The 18,374-nt window shown below is 66.0% G+C and carries 15 protein-coding genes; 14 read left to right on the forward strand and 1 reads right to left on the reverse strand.

Features of this window, described 5'->3' with window-relative positions:
* The first annotated feature begins 309 nt into the window (after window positions 1-309).
* The 10 genes from ABEA33_RS01200 (at window position 310) to ABEA33_RS01245 (ending at window position 14,584) form a co-directional block, all read left to right on the forward strand.
* Window positions 310-1,992, forward strand: a complete 1,683-nt coding sequence (locus tag ABEA33_RS01200; RefSeq protein WP_345524690.1) for an alkaline phosphatase family protein — start codon at window positions 310-312, stop codon at window positions 1,990-1,992.
* Window positions 1,993-2,090: 98 nt separating this feature from the next.
* Window positions 2,091-5,210, forward strand: coding sequence for a M14 family metallopeptidase (locus ABEA33_RS01205; protein WP_345524691.1), 3,120 nt, complete (start codon window positions 2,091-2,093; stop codon window positions 5,208-5,210).
* Between the two features lie 200 nt (window positions 5,211-5,410).
* Window positions 5,411-5,944, forward strand: a complete 534-nt coding sequence (locus ABEA33_RS01210) for a hypothetical protein (RefSeq protein ID WP_345524692.1) — start codon at window positions 5,411-5,413, stop codon at window positions 5,942-5,944.
* Between the two features lie 310 nt (window positions 5,945-6,254).
* Window positions 6,255-7,466 carry an IS110 family RNA-guided transposase gene (locus tag ABEA33_RS01215; RefSeq protein ID WP_345524693.1) on the forward strand — a complete coding sequence of 404 codons (1,212 nt, stop codon included), beginning with the start codon at window positions 6,255-6,257 and terminating at the stop codon, window positions 7,464-7,466.
* A 245-nt stretch (window positions 7,467-7,711) separates the two neighbouring features.
* Window positions 7,712-8,203, forward strand: coding sequence for a DUF4231 domain-containing protein (locus tag ABEA33_RS01220; protein ID WP_345524694.1), 492 nt, complete (start codon window positions 7,712-7,714; stop codon window positions 8,201-8,203).
* A complete protein-coding gene (locus ABEA33_RS01225; protein ID WP_345524695.1) occupies window positions 8,200-8,832 on the forward strand; it encodes a GTP cyclohydrolase II in 633 nt (210 codons plus the stop codon). Before ABEA33_RS01220 ends, ABEA33_RS01225 begins: the two co-directional genes overlap by 4 nt.
* Before the next feature lie 449 nt (window positions 8,833-9,281).
* Window positions 9,282-10,517, forward strand: coding sequence for a metallophosphoesterase family protein (locus ABEA33_RS01230; protein ID WP_345524696.1), 1,236 nt, complete (start codon window positions 9,282-9,284; stop codon window positions 10,515-10,517).
* The gene (locus ABEA33_RS01235; protein WP_345524697.1) at window positions 10,510-12,378 is read left to right on the forward strand and encodes an ORC-CDC6 family AAA ATPase; all 1,869 of its coding nucleotides are present in this window, start codon (window positions 10,510-10,512) and stop codon (window positions 12,376-12,378) included. Before ABEA33_RS01230 ends, ABEA33_RS01235 begins: the two co-directional genes overlap by 8 nt.
* Window positions 12,375-13,343 (forward strand): hypothetical protein, encoded by a 969-nt coding sequence (locus ABEA33_RS01240; protein ID WP_345524698.1) that lies wholly within the window; start codon window positions 12,375-12,377, stop codon window positions 13,341-13,343. The genes ABEA33_RS01235 and ABEA33_RS01240 overlap by 4 nt, the downstream gene beginning before the upstream one ends.
* Window positions 13,340-14,584, forward strand: a complete 1,245-nt coding sequence (locus ABEA33_RS01245) for a DNA adenine methylase (protein ID WP_345524699.1) — start codon at window positions 13,340-13,342, stop codon at window positions 14,582-14,584. The genes ABEA33_RS01240 and ABEA33_RS01245 overlap by 4 nt, the downstream gene beginning before the upstream one ends.
* A gap of 235 nt (window positions 14,585-14,819) precedes the next feature.
* Here the strand turns inward: ABEA33_RS01245 and mftR are convergent, their stop codons facing one another.
* Window positions 14,820-15,395: a mycofactocin system transcriptional regulator gene (gene mftR / locus ABEA33_RS01250; RefSeq protein WP_345524700.1), complete on the reverse strand. Its 576-nt coding sequence runs from the start codon at window positions 15,393-15,395 to the stop codon at window positions 14,820-14,822.
* A gap of 72 nt (window positions 15,396-15,467) precedes the next feature.
* Between mftR and mftA the strand changes: the two genes are divergently transcribed.
* The 4 genes from mftA to mftD are packed head-to-tail and all read left to right on the forward strand — an operon-like array spanning window position 15,468 to window position 18,320.
* Window positions 15,468-15,575, forward strand: a complete 108-nt coding sequence (mftA, locus tag ABEA33_RS01255; protein WP_345524701.1) for a mycofactocin precursor MftA — start codon at window positions 15,468-15,470, stop codon at window positions 15,573-15,575.
* Between the two features lie 16 nt (window positions 15,576-15,591).
* Window positions 15,592-15,888, forward strand: coding sequence for a mycofactocin biosynthesis chaperone MftB (mftB, locus tag ABEA33_RS01260; RefSeq protein WP_345524702.1), 297 nt, complete (start codon window positions 15,592-15,594; stop codon window positions 15,886-15,888).
* Entirely contained in the window at window positions 15,885-17,078 is a 1,194-nt protein-coding gene (gene mftC, locus ABEA33_RS01265) for a mycofactocin radical SAM maturase (protein ID WP_345524703.1), read from the forward strand. The genes mftB and mftC overlap by 4 nt, the downstream gene beginning before the upstream one ends.
* A 45-nt stretch (window positions 17,079-17,123) precedes the next feature.
* Window positions 17,124-18,320: a pre-mycofactocin synthase MftD gene (gene mftD / locus ABEA33_RS01270; protein ID WP_345524704.1), complete on the forward strand. Its 1,197-nt coding sequence runs from the start codon at window positions 17,124-17,126 to the stop codon at window positions 18,318-18,320.
* Window positions 18,321-18,374 lie beyond the last annotated feature (54 nt).

Below are 18,374 nucleotides of genomic sequence, written 5' to 3' on the forward strand. Positions count from 1 at the left end.
AGGTCGCGCACGAGCGCGATCAGGTCGACGGCTTCGTCCGAGGGCAGCAGGCGAGAGGCGGGCATACCGACGACGGTACGACGCCCGGCGATCTAGCGGCATCCGAGGGCTGCGGCGACACCACCGACCGGCCTGGGACGTCATACGGATGGAGCATGCGGATGCACCGTCCGTATGACGTCCCAGGCCCGACTTCGCTGAGCAGCCAGCGGGCATCTCCCCAACTTGGGGGAGGCAGGAGCAGCGCGCGCGGCTCGATGATGACGGGGCGGACGGGAGGCCTGAGCCGCCGGTCCTTGGGAGCGCGACATGAGCAGTCGGATCCGAACCTCCACCCTCGCCGCAGCCACGATCGGGCTGCTGGCCGCGGCCGCGTTCCCGACGCTGGCCGCGGACTCGGCGGGCGCCTCGAGGTCGGGCCATCTCGGGTCAGGTCATGCCCAGGACCGCCCGACGCGGGTCGTGCAGATCGTGCTCGACCAGCTCCGGCCGGAGTTCGTCGAGGCCTTCGACATGCGCAACGTGAAGCGGCTGATGCGCAGCGGGGCGTCGTACCCCGACGCCTATCTCGGCCACATGGGCTCGGAGACGGTGGTCTCGCACAACGTGATGACCAGCGGGATGCTGCCCAAGCACATGGGTTGGTCGGACGAGTGGTTCCGCGACACGCAGGGCCTGCTCGGCGCCGTCGACGGCCGCTACGTCACGGGGTCGATGTCGGCCGCCCAGTTCGACACGGTCATCAAGGCGGAGGGCTACCCGAAGCTCGCTGACTACCTGCACGCGGCCTACCCGGGCAAGGTCGTCGCCGCGATCGGCGAGAAGAACTACGCCGTGCATACGATGGGTGGCCCGGGTGCGGACATGCGGATCACGTTCGGCGGCCGCACCGCCGACTGCGACGACGTCCCCAACGAGCCCACCGATCTCACCTGGCGCGGGCCCGCCGGCGTCGGGGTGCCGGCGTACATCGCGAGCCCGGTCTGCGGCCGCTTCTACGTCGACGCGGACCGCAACCTCGACTACGGGACCCGCACCACCGCGCCGGCGTGGATGTACGCCGTCGAGGGCAACCGGGACGTGCCCGGACTCGACCCGGCGCACCAGGGCGGGGACGTCTGGGTGACGGACGCCGCCTTCGACGTGATGGACCACGAGGACTGGAGCGGGCTGCTGCTGACGTACGGCGGCATCGACAAGGCCGGGCACATGTGGGGCGGCCTCAACGACCGGCCGCCGTACGCCGGCGGCGACCCGCGGGTGCACATGGCCGAGATCGCCCGGACGGCCGACGAGCAGGTGGGGAGGGTCGTCCAGCGGCTCAAGGACGACGGACTCCTCGACGACACCCTGATCGTGCTGACCACCGACCACGCCCAGCAGACCAGCAAGCACTTCTACGGTGTCGACGGCCTCGGCCGAGGCAACTTCAACTGGTACTACGGCTCCGACGCGGACGAGACCTACCTGTCCTCGCAGCCGGAGATCCAGCGGCTCGTCGACGAGACCGGCAACGTCGAGATGAGCATGCAGGACTCGGCGATCCGCACCTGGCTGGTCGACCGGTCCTGGTCGGCGAAGAAGGACGCGGCCAGCGTGATGGCCACCCTGGCCGGGGTCCGGGCGACGTACGTGCTCGCCGGTGACCGCTACCGGCTGACCTGGCACGCGCCACGCTCGAGGTGGACGGCGTCCGAGTGGCAGTGGTGGCGCCGGCACGGTCAGGAGATCGTGAACACGGCCGCGGCCGACTACGGCGCCGATGTGATCGGGCTGCTGCGGGACAACGCGAGCTACGGCGTGGCCGGCGACCACGGTGGCGCGCAGGAGAGCGTGCAGCGGATCCCGATCGTGTTCTCCGGACCGGGCGTGAAGGCCGGCGTACGACCGCGCGACGCGATGCGGTCCGTCGACATCATGCCGACGGTGCTGCGCGCCCTCGGCATCCCGGAGACGCATTGGACCGACGGGCGCGCCTACCGGCTGCCCTGACCTCAAGCGCCGGGGGCACCCTCAACTTTGGGGACGCGGGAGCCGCGTGCCGGTGCCAGACTCCGACCAGATGGGGGGAGTCCTCGGAGGTTCGGCTCATGCGCAAGTGGCTCATCGGATCACTGGTTCTCACGGTTGTCACCGCCATGTGCGCGGGACTGACTTCCGCGACGGCGGCACCCTCGGCCGCGGGACGCGATCCCGACCGGCTGGACGCCTACACACTGACCGTCGCACCGTCCGAGCTGTCGGCCGTCTCCGACCTGGGCGTCGAGGTGAGCGGCCAGCGCTCGGTCAAGGGCGGGCTCGAGCTCGACGTCGTACTGGACGGGGCGCAGGCCAACAAGCTCGAGGCCCAGGGCGTCGACGTCGACCTCACCCGGGTCAAGGGTGGGCTGACCGTCCGCCAGTTTGCCGCCAAGCAGGCGGCCGGCGGGTTCAACGTCTGGCGCTCGTACGACGAGCGCGGCGGCATCCGGGACCAGCTCTACGCGGCGGCCCGCCGGAACCCCGGGCTCGTGAAGCTCAAGGTCATCGGTCACACCGGGCAGGGTCGCGAGATCCTGGCGGTCAAGGTGACCAAGGACGCCCGCGGCAAGCGGGACGGCAGTCGGCCGGCCGTGCTCTACAGCTCGACCCAGCACGCTCGCGAGTGGATCTCGACCGAGGTCAACCGCCGCCTGATGAACAACTACATCGACAAGTGGCGGGCGCACGACAAGAAGGTCCGGAAGCTGCTGAAGACGACCGAGCTGTGGTTCGTGCTGGTGGCCAACCCCGACGGCTACCAGTACACGTTCGACCACGAGCGGTTGTGGCGCAAGAACCTCCGCGACAACAACGGCGACGGGCAGACCCAGATCGGCGACGGCGTCGACCCCAACCGCAACTTCCCCAACCACTGGGGGTACGACGAGGAGGGCTCGTCGTCCATCCAGTCCAGTGAGACCTACCGCGGCCCGGCGCCGCTGTCCGAGCCGGAGACCAAGGCCATGGTCGGCCTGCTCGACCGGATCGGGTTCGCCTTCCAGGTCAACTACCACTCCGCTGGTCAGTGGCTGCTCTACGCCGAGGGCTGGCAGACCGGCACGCCGACCGCGGACGACCCGATCTACTACGCCATGTCCGGCAACCTGGACGCCCCGGCGATCGCCGACTTCCACCCGGGCTTGAGCTCCGACGTCCTCTACGTCACCAACGGCGAGACCACCGACTACGCGCACGCGACCACGGGCGCGCTGGCCTGGACGCCGGAGCTGTCCGAGGGCTGCGAGGGGTGCGGGTTCGTCTTCCCTGACGACGACGCTCTGGTGCAGGCCGAGTTCGAGCGCAACCTGCCCTTCGCCGACTCGGTCGCGCGGTCGGCAGGCGACCCCGACGACCCGAAGACGGTCACCGGCATCAAGACCAAGCCCTTCTACCTCGACAGCGAGGACCCCTACAAGAGCGGCAACCCGGGGGTGCAGCTGAGCTTCACGAAGTCGTACGGCGACCCGCAGCCGGTCGCTGTGATCGCCAAGCGGAGCCTGGGCAAGGTGAAGGTCAAGTACCGCATCAACAACGGGCGCGTCCGCACGGCGTCCACCCGCGAGTGGAGCGGCGGGTCCACCTACGACCCTGCGTCGGTCTACTACCGCCAGGTCCGCGGTGTCGTCCGCGGCACGGACCCCGGCGACTCGGTCAAGGTCTGGTTCGAGGCGAAGCACAAGCGCAGCGAGTCGTTCACCTACGACGCGGTCTCCGACTCCGGCCGCGACGTGCTGGTGGTCGCCGCGGAGGACTACACCGGGGCCTCCCCGGTGCAGCCGACGGACGGCCCGCACCACGCCTCGGCGTACACCGACGCACTCGCCGCCAACGGCGAGCAGTCGGACCTCTACGACATCGACGCGTCCGGTCGGGTCGCGCCCGACGCGCTCGGCGTGCTCAGCCACTACGACGCCGTCGTCTGGGAGACCGGCGATGACCTCGTCACCCGGACCGCTGGTCGCGCCGGAGGCAACGCCGACCGGCTCGCGATCGACGAGCTGCTCGAGCTGCGTTCCTTCCTCAACGAGGGCGGCAAGGCGATGCTCGCGGGCGACTCGGCCGGCCAGCAGTACACGACCAACGTGGGCGCCCAGCTCTACGACCCCCAGGGCGTGATCACATGCAACCCGGCGCCGGCCGACACCGACCCGCGGCGCTGCCTGCCGACGTACGGCTCGTTCTTCGGCGGCGACACGACCAACGACGTGCTGCAGTACTACCTGGGCGGCTACCTGGCCGTGGCCAACGACGGGCACAGCGACGGGACGGCCTTCGACTCGGTCGGCGTGGACGATCCCTTCACGGGTCTGTCCTGGGGTCTCGACGACCCCGACCTCTCGGCCAACACGCTGCGGAGGTCGTCGTTCATCTCGACCAGCGGCATCCTGCCGGTCGACGAGTTCAAGCAGTTCGAGAGCTGGCCGGCGGCGCGCTACGACAAGCCCGGCGGCCCCTTCGAGCCGCACACCGGCGACAAGTACCTCTACTCGCAGATCGCCGACGCGTCGTACAAGCGGCTCACCCGGGAGATCGCCGTCCCGGCCGGTGGCGGCTCGATGACCTTCTGGACGTCGTACGACACCGAGGCCGCCTGGGACCACTTGTTCGTCGAGGCGCGCACCCCGGGCGGTGACAACTGGACGACGCTGCCGGACGCCAACGGCCACACCACGCAGGCCACCGGCGACAGCTGCAACGAGGAGAACTCCGGCGGCTGGCGCACCCTCCACCCGCAGATGGACCACTACCAGACGCAGAACGGTCCGTCGGCGTGCGACCCGACCGGCACCACCGGCGCCTGGAACGCGGCGAGCGGCAACTCGAGCGGCTGGCAGCAGTGGAGCGTCGACCTCTCGGCGTACGCCGGGCAGAGCGTCGAGGTGTCGATCGCGTACGCCAGCGACTGGGCCACCCAGGGCATCGGCGTCTTCCTCGACGACGTCGTCCTCCCTGACGGCACCAGCACGTCGTTCGAGACCGACCTCGGCGGCTGGCAGGTCACCGGGCCGCCCGAGGGCAGCGGCGCCAACGCCAACAACTTCATCCAGACGGACGCCTCCGGCTTCCCGGTCGGCAACACGATCGCCACCCCGCGCTCGCTGCTGGTCGGCTTCGGGTTCGAGGGCGTCTCCACCCCCGCCGAACGCAACGCGGTGATGGGTCGCGCCGTCGACTACCTGTTGGACTGACGTGCCCGGCCGCGCCGCACCGGTGGTTGAGGTGTGAGGGCCGCCAGGCCTCCGGGCCGCTGGTTGAGGTGTGAAGGCCGCCAGGCCTCCGGGCCGCTGGTTGAGGTGTGAAGGCCGCCAGGCCTGAGCCTCGAAACCCCCGCAGCTCACGCAGGGCGACGGGCCGCGGGAGTCTCGGCAAGTTCGACCTCCGGGGGAGGGTGGCCTACGCCATCTCATCGGCCGCGTCTCTGGCCTTGCTGCTGTGCGGCTGCGGCGACGACGAGGGCACCGAGATACCCGCCGACGCGGTGTCCGAGGTGAGCGGCATCGCGGGCGGCAGCGCTGACGACCCCCTCCTCCTCACGCCGGCCGACGTCGAACGCCTGGCGACCCTGGCGAACGTCGAGCCAGACGTCCTCAAGTCGGTTGGCTCGTCGCTCGCCGAGCAAGATGTCTGGCAGCAGTCGATGGACGGCGTACGCGCCATCTACGACGACGCTCCCGAAGGCGTGGAGCCCACCCTGGTGGACGTGGCGTGCCAAGCCATCGCCGGCTCGATCCACACCGACTACCAGCTGCACTACGCGATCTTCCAGCGCGTCAACGGATTCAACGAGCAGGAGATCAACGGCCTCACCGAGACGACCTTCGGGCTCCACCAGGTCCTGTACGACGCCAGCGGCAGCGACCTAGCCGAGGACCGAGCAGCCGCGGTGCTCACGTGCCACACGCTCGAGGGGACGCAGGGCTGACCCGGCTCGGGCCTGCCTACACCCAGGTCGCCTCCCTGAGGCGGCTTTGCCGCCGATCCGGTCGAACGACCGACGCCCACAGGCGGCTGTTAGACGATTCCGGTAGGACCGGTGTCCGGCCAGACTCGGTCTAGGCGTTCGGCGGAATGCTCTTCTTGCGGCTGCCCACCTGCTTTCTGGTGTGGCTCTCTTTCGGTTTGCGTGCCGTCGTTCGCCGTGTCGAGGTGTGGCTCCAGAGGGGTTTGCCCTGCTCGTAACAGCAATGCCCGCCTCGCGATCCCTACTGGTGCACGACTCAGGATGGTGTGGCATGGCGAAGGTCTTCATTGGGGTCGATCCCCACAAGCTGTCGGCGACGATCGAGGTCGTCGATGGGCGCGAGATAGTGCTGGCGACCGGCCGGTTCGCCACCGACAAGGCGGGGTACGCCGCGATGTGCAAGACCGTGGCGCCCTGGCCTGAGCGGGTGTGGGCGATCGAGGGCAGCAACGGCGCCGGCCGCCCGTTGGCGCAACGGCTGCTCGCTGACGGCGAGGACGTGGTCGATGTCCCGGCGAAGCTCTCGGCCCGTGCACGGTTGCTCGACACCGGCCACAACCGCAAGACCGACGCCTACGACGCGCACGCGGTCGCGGTCGTCGCGGTCCGCACCGCTGGTCTGCGGGTGCTGTGTCACGACGACGAGCTCGAGGCGTTGCGGATGCTGGCCGATCGCCGTGAGGAGCTCACCCGGGCACGGGTGCAGACGGTCAACCGGTTGCATCGACTGCTGTCGGAGCTGACACCTGGACGAGCGAAGAAGGACATCACCACCGGCCAGGCCAAGGCCGCCCTGGCTTCGCTGCGGCCCCGGGACCTGGCCGGTAAGACCCGCCGCCGGCTCGCCGCCGAGCAGCTCGCCGAGCTCGTGGTGATCGAGAAGAAGATCAAGACCCTCACCGCGGAGCTGAAGGCGATGGTCCTGGCGCGACAGTCGACGCTGATGGACCTGCCTGGGGTCGGGCCGGTCGTAGCGGCCCGGGTCCTGGCTGATGTCGGTGACGTTGCCCGGTTCGCTGATCGGAACCGGTTCGCGTCCTGGACCGGCACCGCACCCCTCGATGCCTCGTCGGGGGAGCAGGATCGCCACCGGCTATCCCGGGCCGGGAACCGGCGGATGAATCACATGATCCACATCGCCGCGATCAGCCAGCTCCGCCTCGACACCGACGGCCGGGTCTACTACCGCCGCAAGCGGGCCGAGGGCAAGAAGCCCCTCGAGGCCATCAGATGTCTCAAGCGCAGGATCTCCGACGCGATCTACCGCCAGCTCGTCCACGACGCCCAACAAGCCGCGTCCCACGACGTTGACACGGGTCCGGGAGGGCACTGCGGGGCGACTCAAGAATCCAGCGCGGCCGACTCGCACCCGCCTATCGGCACTTCGGATCAGCCACTTCCCGGACCCGCACTCACGACGCTACAACCCACTCGCCGACGCCGGAAGAGCACTAACCACCGAGCTCTCTCACCAACCCCTTGACGACAGAGGGGTGCCTGTTCGACGACGTGCTTGACCACGTAGGAGTCGATGGTGGGGCTCACGGCCGGCGTGATCCAGTCGGCTGGCGGCGACGCAGCCTGGCAGGCGGCGGAAGGACGCAGTAGATGTAGTCAGGTGTCAGTGCTCGGGACGGCGCGGAACGAGGCGCGGTCCTGAGCATGCGAGCCGAGAGGAGAGTTGCCGGTTCGTGCCCGTCACTCTTCGCCACGCGAGAAACTACGTGCGTGAAACGGACTACTCGGCACGAAGGCAAACTGGAATCCGCCGCGGAAACGCCGATGGCACTATGCACGGCGGTGGCCAGGTCGATTGGGGCCAAGGCAGACAAGAACAAGTTCCGCGCCCGAGTGCTCACGGTGTTCACTACCGCCGCTACGGCAGCTATCCCCGTGTTCATTGGCCTATCAGGCGACGACTTCGTGACAGGCAAGGCGGTCCCAAGTGTCTTGGCTGCCCTCTCCGCAACCGTCGTTGCGTTAGGTCAGATTGAGCGCCCACATGAACGCTGGAGCTTGTACCGGCGCTATCAGCGGTTGCTGGAGGCAGACGCGAAGCGGTATACGTTCGGAATCGAGCCGTTCGACAAGGACGACCGCGACCGCACGCTTGCCGCGCGGGTCGCTCAATATGAGTTGGATCTGCAAGCGGAGTGGGAGGGGCTCATCCCCAGCAGCGCCGAGCTCGCGGCCGCTTCGAAGACCGGACCTACGCCGTGAGTAGGACTGCGTTCGAGCACGCCTCATGCAACTTCGCCAGCCACTACGGCTCCGGCACTCTTCACATCTACAGTTTTGGAGACCACGAGGAGGACAACATCCTCTGCATTGAGGTCCCACTTCCGGAAGGAAAGGTGGATGTTGCGTCCCCGCTGGTGAGGGTCCAGAGCGCCTGCTACACAGCCGAGATATTTCGCGCCACGGACTGCGACTGCCACGAACAACTCGACGAGAGCCTCGCTCGCGTGCACCGTGACGGGGGGCTGGTTGTGTACATGATCTGTGATGGTCGAGGCGCTGGTCTCCTGACTAAGGTGAGAGGGCTCGCCCTCGGTGACACCCAGAATCTGGATACATGGGATGCCTACGAAGCACTCGGTGTCGAGCCGGACCCTCGCGACTACAGTCGGGTTGCGGTGGTCTTAAAGGACCGCGGCCTGAGATCTCTACGCCTGCTCACCAATAACCCGCGCAAGATCGCCGGGCTCGAAGAGGCTGGCTTCGATGTGGAGCACGTCTCGCTGAAGATCGATGCCACGACCACATCGCTTCCTTACCTGGTCACAAAGCAGCGCAAGTTCGGCCACCTGTACGACTACACGGCAGAAGAACGTCCAGCGGACGACTGAATCGGCGAGACGAGGCGCTCGGGATCCCAGCGCGGCCGGTGTAGGAGTCGCGGACCGACCAGGCCAGCACGGGGCGGTCGCCCAGGGGGAGCAGTTGGTGCAACGTCCGGGACGACCCTGAATCTATCGCTGGCCCGCACACGAGACGCGCTGACCGGTCCGGTCGCGGTATGACGCAAGCTCTTTCACGGACGGGCGGACGGACGGACGGACGTACACCTTCAATGTGTCGGGCAGCTTAGTGGGCAAGCTCCTGAGGTCGCGCACCTGCCGTCAGCGTTGGTTCGTCACTCTGGCGGCCGAGCGCATCAGTCACTCAACGCCCGGCCGGGCGCGTCGACCGCCAGCCAGCGGGACCTGAGCGCGCTTTCGAGACCCTTGACGCCGACCCGGCGCGACGAATCGACCAGATCGACTGATCTTCCGCTGAGTAGCCCTAGCATGTACCGGTGAGCAACGGGCTAGCCATGCGACTCCTCGTGCTCTCGGACCTCCACGCAAACACGACCGTTCCCGACGGGGGCGGTGCCGCCAGCCTCAGTTTCCATGGCTCCGCGCAGGGCGTCGATCGCATGTTCGGTGGCATCGCTCCCGCTCTAGCGGCTGCAGGAGTCGAAGATATTGACGCTGTTGTCGTTCCTGGCGACCTCACCGACAAGTGCGATCCCACGGCACTCGCCGGCGTCTGGGCGAGATTGTGCGGGCTTTCGGATGAACTGGGGGCAGAGCTGCTCGCAACAGCAGGCAACCACGACCTGCAGAGCCGAGCAGCGGACGGGTCGCAACCCAACTCTCACCTGATGGCTCTAGAGCCACACTTCCCAATTCGCGACAAGCTCTCCCACGCGAACTACTTTGCGTACCATTTCGTTCGGACCTCAGTCGGTGAACACACGGCGGTTGTGCTTAATTCGGCCGCCCTCGGCGGTTACAGTGGGCCGGAGGGTGATGAGTTTCGCCACGGCAGAGTGACGGCCGACGGGATGAAGCGACTGAGGACCGAGTTGAACGACGCCCCATCGAGCGGCGTCCGCCTGCTTGTGGTTCATCATCATCCGGTTCAGCTCCCCAATATTGACCTCAACGAGAAGAGCGCGATCCGCGACGCCGAGTTGCTATTGGAAGTCATGCAGGACGATGGTCCATGGCTCGTGATACACGGCCACAAGCATCGCCCGTTCATTCACTATGCGCCGGGCGGAGGCGGCTCAGCGGTCCTATTCTCAGCGGGAAGTTTCTCTGCGGGCCTCGATGGAGTGCTCGCGCAGAGTACGAAGAATCAGTTCTACGTCATCGACGTTCTAGATGACGAGGCGTCTGACGCAATGGGCTTGGGTGCAAGCGGGACTTTTCGTGCTTGGAGTTATTCGCCGATGGTAGGCCAGGCATGGGTTCCGTCCGGAGTAACGGATGGGCTGCCCGCGCGCGGAGGGTTCGGCTGGCGCACGGATCCGACCCACCTGGCGCGACGCCTTATTCAGTTTGCGCGTGACAGAAACACAGACACCTCGTGGGAGGAACTCACAGCGTTCGAGCCACGCCTCGTTCATCTGGCCCCAGCGGACTTCGATCGTGTCGTTCATCGTTTGCGTCGACCCGCAGAATTGCTGGACGTCCGGATCGACTCTGAGGGTGCGCTCGATCGCATCGGCCTGATGACCGAGGTGGCTGGACAGCATGTCTGATGCGACACCGCTCACCTCGCTGAATGCGATCAAACTATCGGCTCGCCAAGTTGCTGGCACCTTCGTCGCGCCGCCTGCCTTTGAGACCCTCTTGCATGCAGACAACGTGGTACTGACCGGTCCGCGCGGTAGCGGCAAGACAACACTCCTTAAAATGATGCAGTCAGAGGCTCTGGAGCGATGGGCGGGGCCCGACGCGGATGTGGCCCGAGATTCGGCGCGTGCAATTGGTGTATTCATCGGAGCGGACCGCACGTGGAACGAACAGCTCGCGATGCCCGGTGAAGAAATTTCGGAATCGATCCGAACGGCGCTAACTGCGGCTGCGTTCACAACCCACGTCTTCCGGTCCATCGGTGAAGCAATGGACTACCGACTACGCGGACCGCAAGACGGCGTCATCTCGCCGCATCGACGGGCCGTGCTGGCGCCCGAGGATGAAAGAATCCTTGCGAACCGTTTGTCGACGCTTGCTGCGACGCCGTTGCAGTTGAATTCGATCGCGTCATTTCGCGCCGCACTTTCCGACCGACTCGGCACTATTGGAGAACTTCGTACACGTGCTCGTCGCGGCGTCGAAGTCGAGCCTCCAGACTGGGTTGACCTCGACTGTCTTGTAATTGCGGACGCGATGGTAGAAGCATTTAACCTGACAGCTCTCGAACCTGATCAAAAGTGGGCGCTGCTATTTGACGAACTCGAATTGGCCCCCGTCGAGCTAGTCGAGAACCTGCTGGGTGCGTTACGCGGTGCGCAGCCGCGGCTGCTATTCAAACTGAGCCTCGCGCCAGCGAATGAACGATTTGCGGTACTGGAACACGAGCATGCCCCAGTGCCAGGCCAAGACTATGAGCATGTTCCCCTCACATACGCGCGCAAATTGCCGGCATTGAAATTTGCCAAAGCCCTCGTGTCCGAAACAATAAGTCGGGTTGGCGGGCTATCTGCACCCCCGGTTGAACGAATCCTGGGCCATGGAGCCCTGGATTCTCGTGATGATTTTGATGGGGACGAAGTCACACCGTCGAACGCGTATAGTGTCGGCTCCCCACTCTGGAAATCGATGGACCGACTTCGCAAGCATGACAAGACGTTCGAGAATTACCTTGCACAAAACGGAATCGATCTTGACCACCTAGACAACCTCGACCCGAAGAAGCGGGCCGCACGCCTGCGAAAGATCCGAAACATCGTCGTGGTGCGCGAGTTCTTCAGAGCCGACGATGGGCGGCGTAGATCCCGGAAGTCGTTCTCTCTCTACGCGGGCGCCGACAGCATCCTGAGTCTTCCCGACGGAAACCCTCGAATGATCATCGCGCTGGTGCGCCAACTGTTTCCCGTTATCGACGCGAGGACGGTAAACGGACGCGTTTCCGTGCCGATGCAAAGCGCTGCGACCGAGGCGACGCTGACACGCTTCCTTTCTCTGCTTGAGGCGCAACAGGCGGTGAAGGTTCACGGCAAGTCAGTAGCGCTAATGGACCTAGTGGACCGCATCGGGGATTCGCTCGCTGTGCGGCTCGTTGAGCAGCCGTTCTCCGACAACGTCGCGCTTACCTTCAGGGTTCCCAAGGATCTTCACCCAGAGATAAAGACACTCTTCATTCGAGGAATAAATGCGGGTGCCTTCATCAACATTCCACCCAAGAACGGTAATGCCCGGTTGTCGGGAGATGTCGTTGGAAGGCAATTTCGCCTTTCGCACATGCTGGCGACTAAGTACGGTCTTCCTATCCATCTGACGCCGGCCACCTCGCTCGCTGATCATATTCCGCAAACCTGGCTTCAGGCCCCAGGACGTGGCCAGATAGTCGCCGTCGGCGGCGAAGAAGCCCTCTTTGCGTTGGATGGTGAATCGTGAAGCGGACTACAAATTTGCAGGTCGCGAGTCTAGCTTCCGAGTCGGGTTCTGTACGTTATGATGCGCTGATTTCCATGCTCGGCTTTGAGTCAAGGGCGAGGCATATTGCCCGTATTCTGTCTTCACGGGTCGATCGTCATTGGGTGTTCGAATATTCGAGCAATCAGGTCTTGGGTTATGACGACAATGCAGAGTTCTATAACTCAATCGGCGCAGGGCCGGAGCCTGTGGGAGGATTTCACGAGGGCCTTCGTGAACATATCTCTGCCCTGCGCTCAACCATGCCCCTTGACGAGTCGACCGGAGAACGCGTGACCCCTCGGATCGCCGTCGACATCTCAAGCATGGATCGCGACCTCATCGCCAACGCCGTTCTTGCTTGCACCCAAGAGCAAGACGAACCACTCGTTGTTGACTTCCTCTACTCCTGCGCGCTATTCGATGCCGGTCTCGTCGGAAGTGAGGGCCCGGTCCTGGTGAATCGACCCGTCAATGGACTCGAAGGCTGGTCGTCGGACCCGGATGCAGGGATCGTCTGCGTGGTGGGCCTGGGCTTCGAGGGGAGGCTCGCGACAGCGGCGATTGAAACGATCGAGCCGCACGCCACTCTTGCCCTCATTCCACGCGGGGAAGACGACCGTTACGAAGATGTCGTCCGAACCGCCAATGCGACGCTTCTTGAATCGTTGGACGTTCCGCCGGGCGAGTACAACGTAAACAACGTGCTTCAGACAGTCATTGACTTGGATGCAAGCGTCAGCGGCTGGTCCCGCCGCGAGCGTGTGGTTCTGGTACCGCTAGGCCCGAAGCCGTTTGCGTTGGCGGCAATCTTGGTTGGTGCCGCGCACCCTAACAACGTCACCGTCTGGCGGCTCTCCGCCGATGATGGTCGCCAGCCAGAGGATCGAATTGCCTCGGGTACGGTCATCGGGCTGTCTGTTTCAGTTTCCCCGGCATCATCATGACCACCGCAACGGCGTCGATCCGGTACATGGGAACAAAGGAGTTCCTGGTACCTGAGATCAAGCAGTGTGTAGACGATTTGCCTCGCCATGCCACGCGCGTTGTAGACCTCTTCGCGGGTAGCGGAGCGGTAGCGAGCTCGATGGCGTCGGAGCGTGCTGTCACCTGCAGCGACGCACTGGGGTTCGTAGCGGGTCTTCTGCGGGCACGATTCTTGAACCCCCAGACCTCGGGCAGAGATATTGAGCTCACGCAAATTATGGCTACCGCCCAGGACCGTGCCGAGCTTCGGCGCCGCTCCTCGGCCGCAAGCATCCGGACCGAAGTCAAGGCTCTCGACGCTGGGCGCGCTCTGACCAGCACCCTGATCTTGGGGGCAAAGCATCCCGGGAATAGCAGCGGCAAGAAGGCCGCCGCGACTGCGGCTCGCCGAGACGCGCGCTACCGACTAGTCGAGATCTATTTCGCACGAGGCTATTTTTCAACCGCGCAGGCGATTGAGCTTGATGCCCTCAGATACGCAATCGACCTCCACCTTCCAGCTGACCCGGAATTCGGTACGCAAGGATGGGTGAAGTCGACGGGCCGCGACTATCTACTTGCCATCTGGATCCTGACCGCGGCTCGGTTAACGAACAGTCCAGGACATTCTGCGCAATTTCTTCGCGCTTCGACGGAGGCAGGTTTTAAGCGTGTCTCTCAAAATTGGCGGCGATCGGTCTTCGCGACCTTCGCGTCGATTGAGAACGCGTTTTCCCCCGTGGGTGACCTCACATGGAGAACGAAGAACTCGGTGCTACATTCGGATGCGTTGTCTCTCGATCCAGAGACTGTTGCCCAGTGGAACGAGCGGACGCTTATTTATGCGGACCCGCCCTACACCAAGGACCACTACAGCAGGTTCTATCACCTTTACGAAACCCTCTGGCTCTACGACTACCCAGAAATCGCCGGCGCGGGGCGAGTGCGCGCAGATCGGCACCTGAGCAGGTTCTGCTATCGCACGAAAGTCCGAGGAGCCTTCGACGAACTGTGTCGCACCGTCTTAGATAGCGGGGCGTCACTTTTGCTCAGTTACCCTTCCTCGGGACTACTACCGGAGGACGAGCTGATTTCGACGCTCCGCGCGCGCGGTCGTGTGGCAATCCATGCATCGGTCGATCGGACACACTCAAGTCTCGGGGCATCCGGAGGCGTTGCCGGGAAACTTGCGACCGAGCGGCTGTATCTCGTCACGCCGTAGTCGATTCAATATCTAGGTGTGGGTCCCGCTAAGGACATCGAGCACGCGCGCGGACGGCGGAACGGCGGGCTCGGCGTCGTGGGACAATTTTGCTTTGGACTCTCGAGCCCCGAGCAACGCCTGCTGGCTCTTCAGCGTTCCGGCTCTTACTCAAGTGCTGTGCCGTGGCTCGCCGGTCGCGTAGGCGCTGTGGATCGGGCCTGTCATAGTGGGCGGAGTGATGCTGTTCCGTTGATCAGCTGAGATAGCCGCGCAGGCTTGCCATCGTCTCATCGAGCAACGTCGCGAGGTCGCTGTCTGGGACCGCCAGCCAGCCCTCGTACGCCGAGATGGCGAGCGCCAGGGAGACGCTGCCGACGGTTCGGGGCAGGGTGTCGGTGGGCAGCAGACCGCATCGCGAGGCGACGTACTCGGCGATGACGGCGCGCCACTCGGCGTACCGCAGCACGGAGTGGGCCTGCAGGGCGGGGGTCTCGAGGATGAGGCGCATCCGGTCGCGGTGCGGCGGGTAGGCGTCGGCGGGGTACTCGTTGAACGCGAGGACCGCGCGCTGGACTGCTTCGGCGAGCGGGACGTCGTCGGGGGTCTCGGCGAGGATCGCCCGGAAGCCGTCGAGGGTGCTGGCGAACTGACCCCAGGGGATGTCGTTCTTGGACTCGAAGTAGCGGAAGAGCGTGCGTCGGCCGACGCCGACCTCGGCGGCGATGTCGGCCATCGTCACCGACTCGAAGCCGCGCTCGGCGAAGAGCCGGAAGGCGGCCGCCTCGATCTGCGCGTGGCTGGTCGCCACCGGACGGCCGCGACTGCTCATGAAGAAACCCTATCTTTTTGGCGTCGAGTGCCATTACTGTGTCGGGCACCACATCCCACCGAGGAGGCTCCCATGAACCCCGAGCAGAACGAGACCGTTGAGCAGGACATCACCGCCACGTTGACCAGCGAGGACCTGATCGAAGAGGTGTCGATCGACGGCATGTGCGGCGTCTACTGAGTCTGCTGACCAGACCGTGATCCTCGATGAGCCGTGGCGGCTGACGCCGTCGGTGGCGTTGCGCCCGGAGCCCTTCGGTGCGCTCGCCTACCACTTCGGCAACCGCAAGCTGACCTTCCTCAAGCGCCCCGAGCTGGTGCGCGTGGTCGAGCAGCTGGCCGACCATCCCGACATCCGCTCGACCCTGGTCGCCGTCGGCGTGCCGGCGTCGCAGCACGCGGCGTACGCCGGCGCGCTCGAGGGTCTCGCCGACGCCGACATGATCCGTCCGCGCACCGACGCACTGCCCGATTCTGTGGAGGAGAGAGCATGAAGCTCGTCGAGCACTTCGAGCTCGGACTCGATGCCCCGATCTGCCTGACCTGGGAGCTCACCTACGCCTGCAACCTCGAGTGCGCGCACTGCCTCTCGTCGTCCGGGCGGCGCGACCCACGCGAGTTGACGACCGCGCAGGCCGAGGCGGTCATCGACGAGCTGCAGCGGATGCAGGTCTTCTACGTCAACATCGGCGGCGGTGAGCCGACGATCCGGCCGGACTTCTGGCACCTGCTGGAGTACGCCGTCAACCACCAGGTCGGCGTGAAGTTCTCCACCAACGGCGTCCGGCTCGACCCCGAGCGGGCGGCGTTCCTGGCGTCCCCGGCGTGCGGTGGGTACGTCGACGTACAGATCTCCCTGGACGGTGCGACCGCCGAGGTCAACGACTACGTGCGCGGCCCCGGCTCCTACGACACCGCGATCACGGCGCTGAAGAACCTGCGCGACGCGGGCTTCACCGACGCCAAGATCAGCGTCGTCTGCACCCGGCAGAACATCGGGCAGCTCGACGAGTTCAAGGCCCTCGCCGACGAGTACGGCGCCACGCTGCGGCTCACCCGGCTGCGTCCGTCGGGTCGCGGCGCCGACGTCTGGGACGAGCTGCACCCGCTGCCCGAGCAGCAGAAGGTGCTCTACGACTGGCTGATGGCGTCCGGCGACAACGTGCTGACGGGCGACTCCTTCTTCCACCTCGCGGCGTTCGGTGAGAGCCTGCCCGGCCTCAACCTCTGCGGCGCGGGCCGTGTGGTCTGCCTGATCGACCCGATCGGCGACGTCTACGCGTGCCCCTTCGCGATCCACGACAACTTCCTGGCCGGCAACCTGCTGCGCGACGGCGGGTTCAAGGAGGTCTGGCAGACCTCGGAGCTCTTCCAGGACCTGCGCTCGCCGCAGACCGGTGGAGCCTGTGCGAAGTGCGACTTCTACGACTCGTGCCGCGGTGGCTGCATGGCCGCGAAGTTCTTCACCGGCCTGCCGCTCGACGGTCCGGACCCCGAGTGCGTGCAGGGGTACGGCGAGACCGCCCTCGCCTCGGCCGACCGGATGATCCCGGCCGCCAGCCAGGACCACTCCAAGGCCAACCCGACCCGCAACCAGCCGGTGATGCTCAAGCTGATGACCCGCCCCCCGGTCAGCGACTGCGCCGAGAGCCCGCTCGCCGGGTTCGTGCCGTCCGGTGGTTGAGGTGCGAGCGAAGCGAGCCTCGAAACCACCACGTAGGACGGCAGCATGAAGATCGAGAACCCCTGGAAGCAGAACCCCTGGTTCGAGTCCGTCGCCGTCGCCCAGCGGCGCGCGCAGAAGCGGCTGCCGCAGCCGGTGTACGGCGCCCTGGTCGCCGGTTCGGAGCGTGGGCAGACGATCCACGACAACCAGGCGGCGTTCGGCGAGCTCGGCATGCTGCCGCACGTCGCCGGGCACCACGCCGACCGGTCGATGACGCGCACCGTCCTCGGTCACGAGGTGTCGCTGCCGGTGCTGATCAGCCCGACCGGCGTACAGGCCGTGCATCCCGACGGCGAGGTCGCCGTCGCCCGGGCCGCCAACGCGCGCGGGACGATCATGGGCCTGTCGAACTTCGCGTCCAAGTCGGTCGAGGAGGTCGTCGAGGCCTGCCCCAACACGTTCTTCCAGATGTACTGGACCGGCGACCGCGACGTGATGGTGCAGCGCATGGAGCGCGCCCACAAGGCCGGCGCCGTGGGCCTGATCGCCACCCTGGACTGGTCGTTCTCGATGGGCCGCGACTGGGGCAGCCCCGAGATCCCGGAGAAGGTCGACCTCAAGACGATGGTGCGGATGGCGCCGAAGGTCGTCACCAAGCCGCGCTGGCTCTACGAGTTCGGCAAGACCGGGCAGATCCCCGACCTGACCGCGCCCAACCTCGCGCCCCCGGGAGGCGAGGCGCCGACGTTCTTCGGTGCCTACTACGAGTGGATGACCACCCCGCCGCCGTCGTGGGAGGACGTCGCGTGGATGCGCGACCGGTGGACCGAGCTCAGCGGCACGCCGTTCGTCCTCAAGGGCGTCGGCCGCGTCGACGACGCGCGCCGGGCGGTCGATGCAGGCGTCTCGGCCATCTCGGTCTCCAACCACGGCGGCAACAACCTCGACGGGACCCCCGCCGCGATCCGCCTGCTCAACCCGATCGCCAACGCGGTGGGCGGCGAGATCGAGGTGCTGATGGACGGCGGCGTACGACGTGGCTCGGACGTCGTGAAGGCGCTTGCGCTCGGAGCCCGTGCGGTGCTCATCGGCCGCGCGTACCTCTGGGGTCTCGCGGCCAACGGCCAGGCGGGTGTGGAGAACGTCTTCGACGTCCTGCGCGGCGGCATCGACTCGGCGCTGCTCGGTCTCGGGGTCGCGTCGATCGACGAACTGACGCCCGAGCACCTGCTGATCCCCGAGGGCTTCCACCGGTCATGAGCCGGTGGTGCCGCGGGGCAGCGGTGAGCAGGCAACCTTTCTCGGCCGATCGCG

This window comes from Nocardioides endophyticus (assembly GCF_039543845.1).
GTDB lineage: Bacteria > Actinomycetota > Actinomycetes > Propionibacteriales > Nocardioidaceae > Nocardioides > Nocardioides endophyticus.

What these genes read in the sequence shown, in the direction of transcription:
- ABEA33_RS01200 (WP_345524690.1), top strand. Translation starts at nt 310, where the DNA reads ATGAGCAGTCGGATCCGAACCTCCACCCTCGCCGCAGCCACGATCGGG.
- ABEA33_RS01205 (WP_345524691.1), top strand. Translation starts at nt 2,091, where the DNA reads ATGCGCAAGTGGCTCATCGGATCACTGGTTCTCACGGTTGTCACCGCC.
- ABEA33_RS01215 (WP_345524693.1), top strand. Translation starts at nt 6,255, where the DNA reads ATGGCGAAGGTCTTCATTGGGGTCGATCCCCACAAGCTGTCGGCGACG.
- ABEA33_RS01235 (WP_345524697.1), top strand. Translation starts at nt 10,510, where the DNA reads ATGTCTGATGCGACACCGCTCACCTCGCTGAATGCGATCAAACTATCG.
- ABEA33_RS01245 (WP_345524699.1), top strand. Translation starts at nt 13,340, where the DNA reads ATGACCACCGCAACGGCGTCGATCCGGTACATGGGAACAAAGGAGTTC.
- mftR (WP_345524700.1), bottom strand. Translation starts at nt 15,395, where the DNA reads ATGAGCAGTCGCGGCCGTCCGGTGGCGACCAGCCACGCGCAGATCGAG.
- mftA (WP_345524701.1), top strand. Translation starts at nt 15,468, where the DNA reads ATGAACCCCGAGCAGAACGAGACCGTTGAGCAGGACATCACCGCCACG.
- mftC (WP_345524703.1), top strand. Translation starts at nt 15,885, where the DNA reads ATGAAGCTCGTCGAGCACTTCGAGCTCGGACTCGATGCCCCGATCTGC.
- mftD (WP_345524704.1), top strand. Translation starts at nt 17,124, where the DNA reads ATGAAGATCGAGAACCCCTGGAAGCAGAACCCCTGGTTCGAGTCCGTC.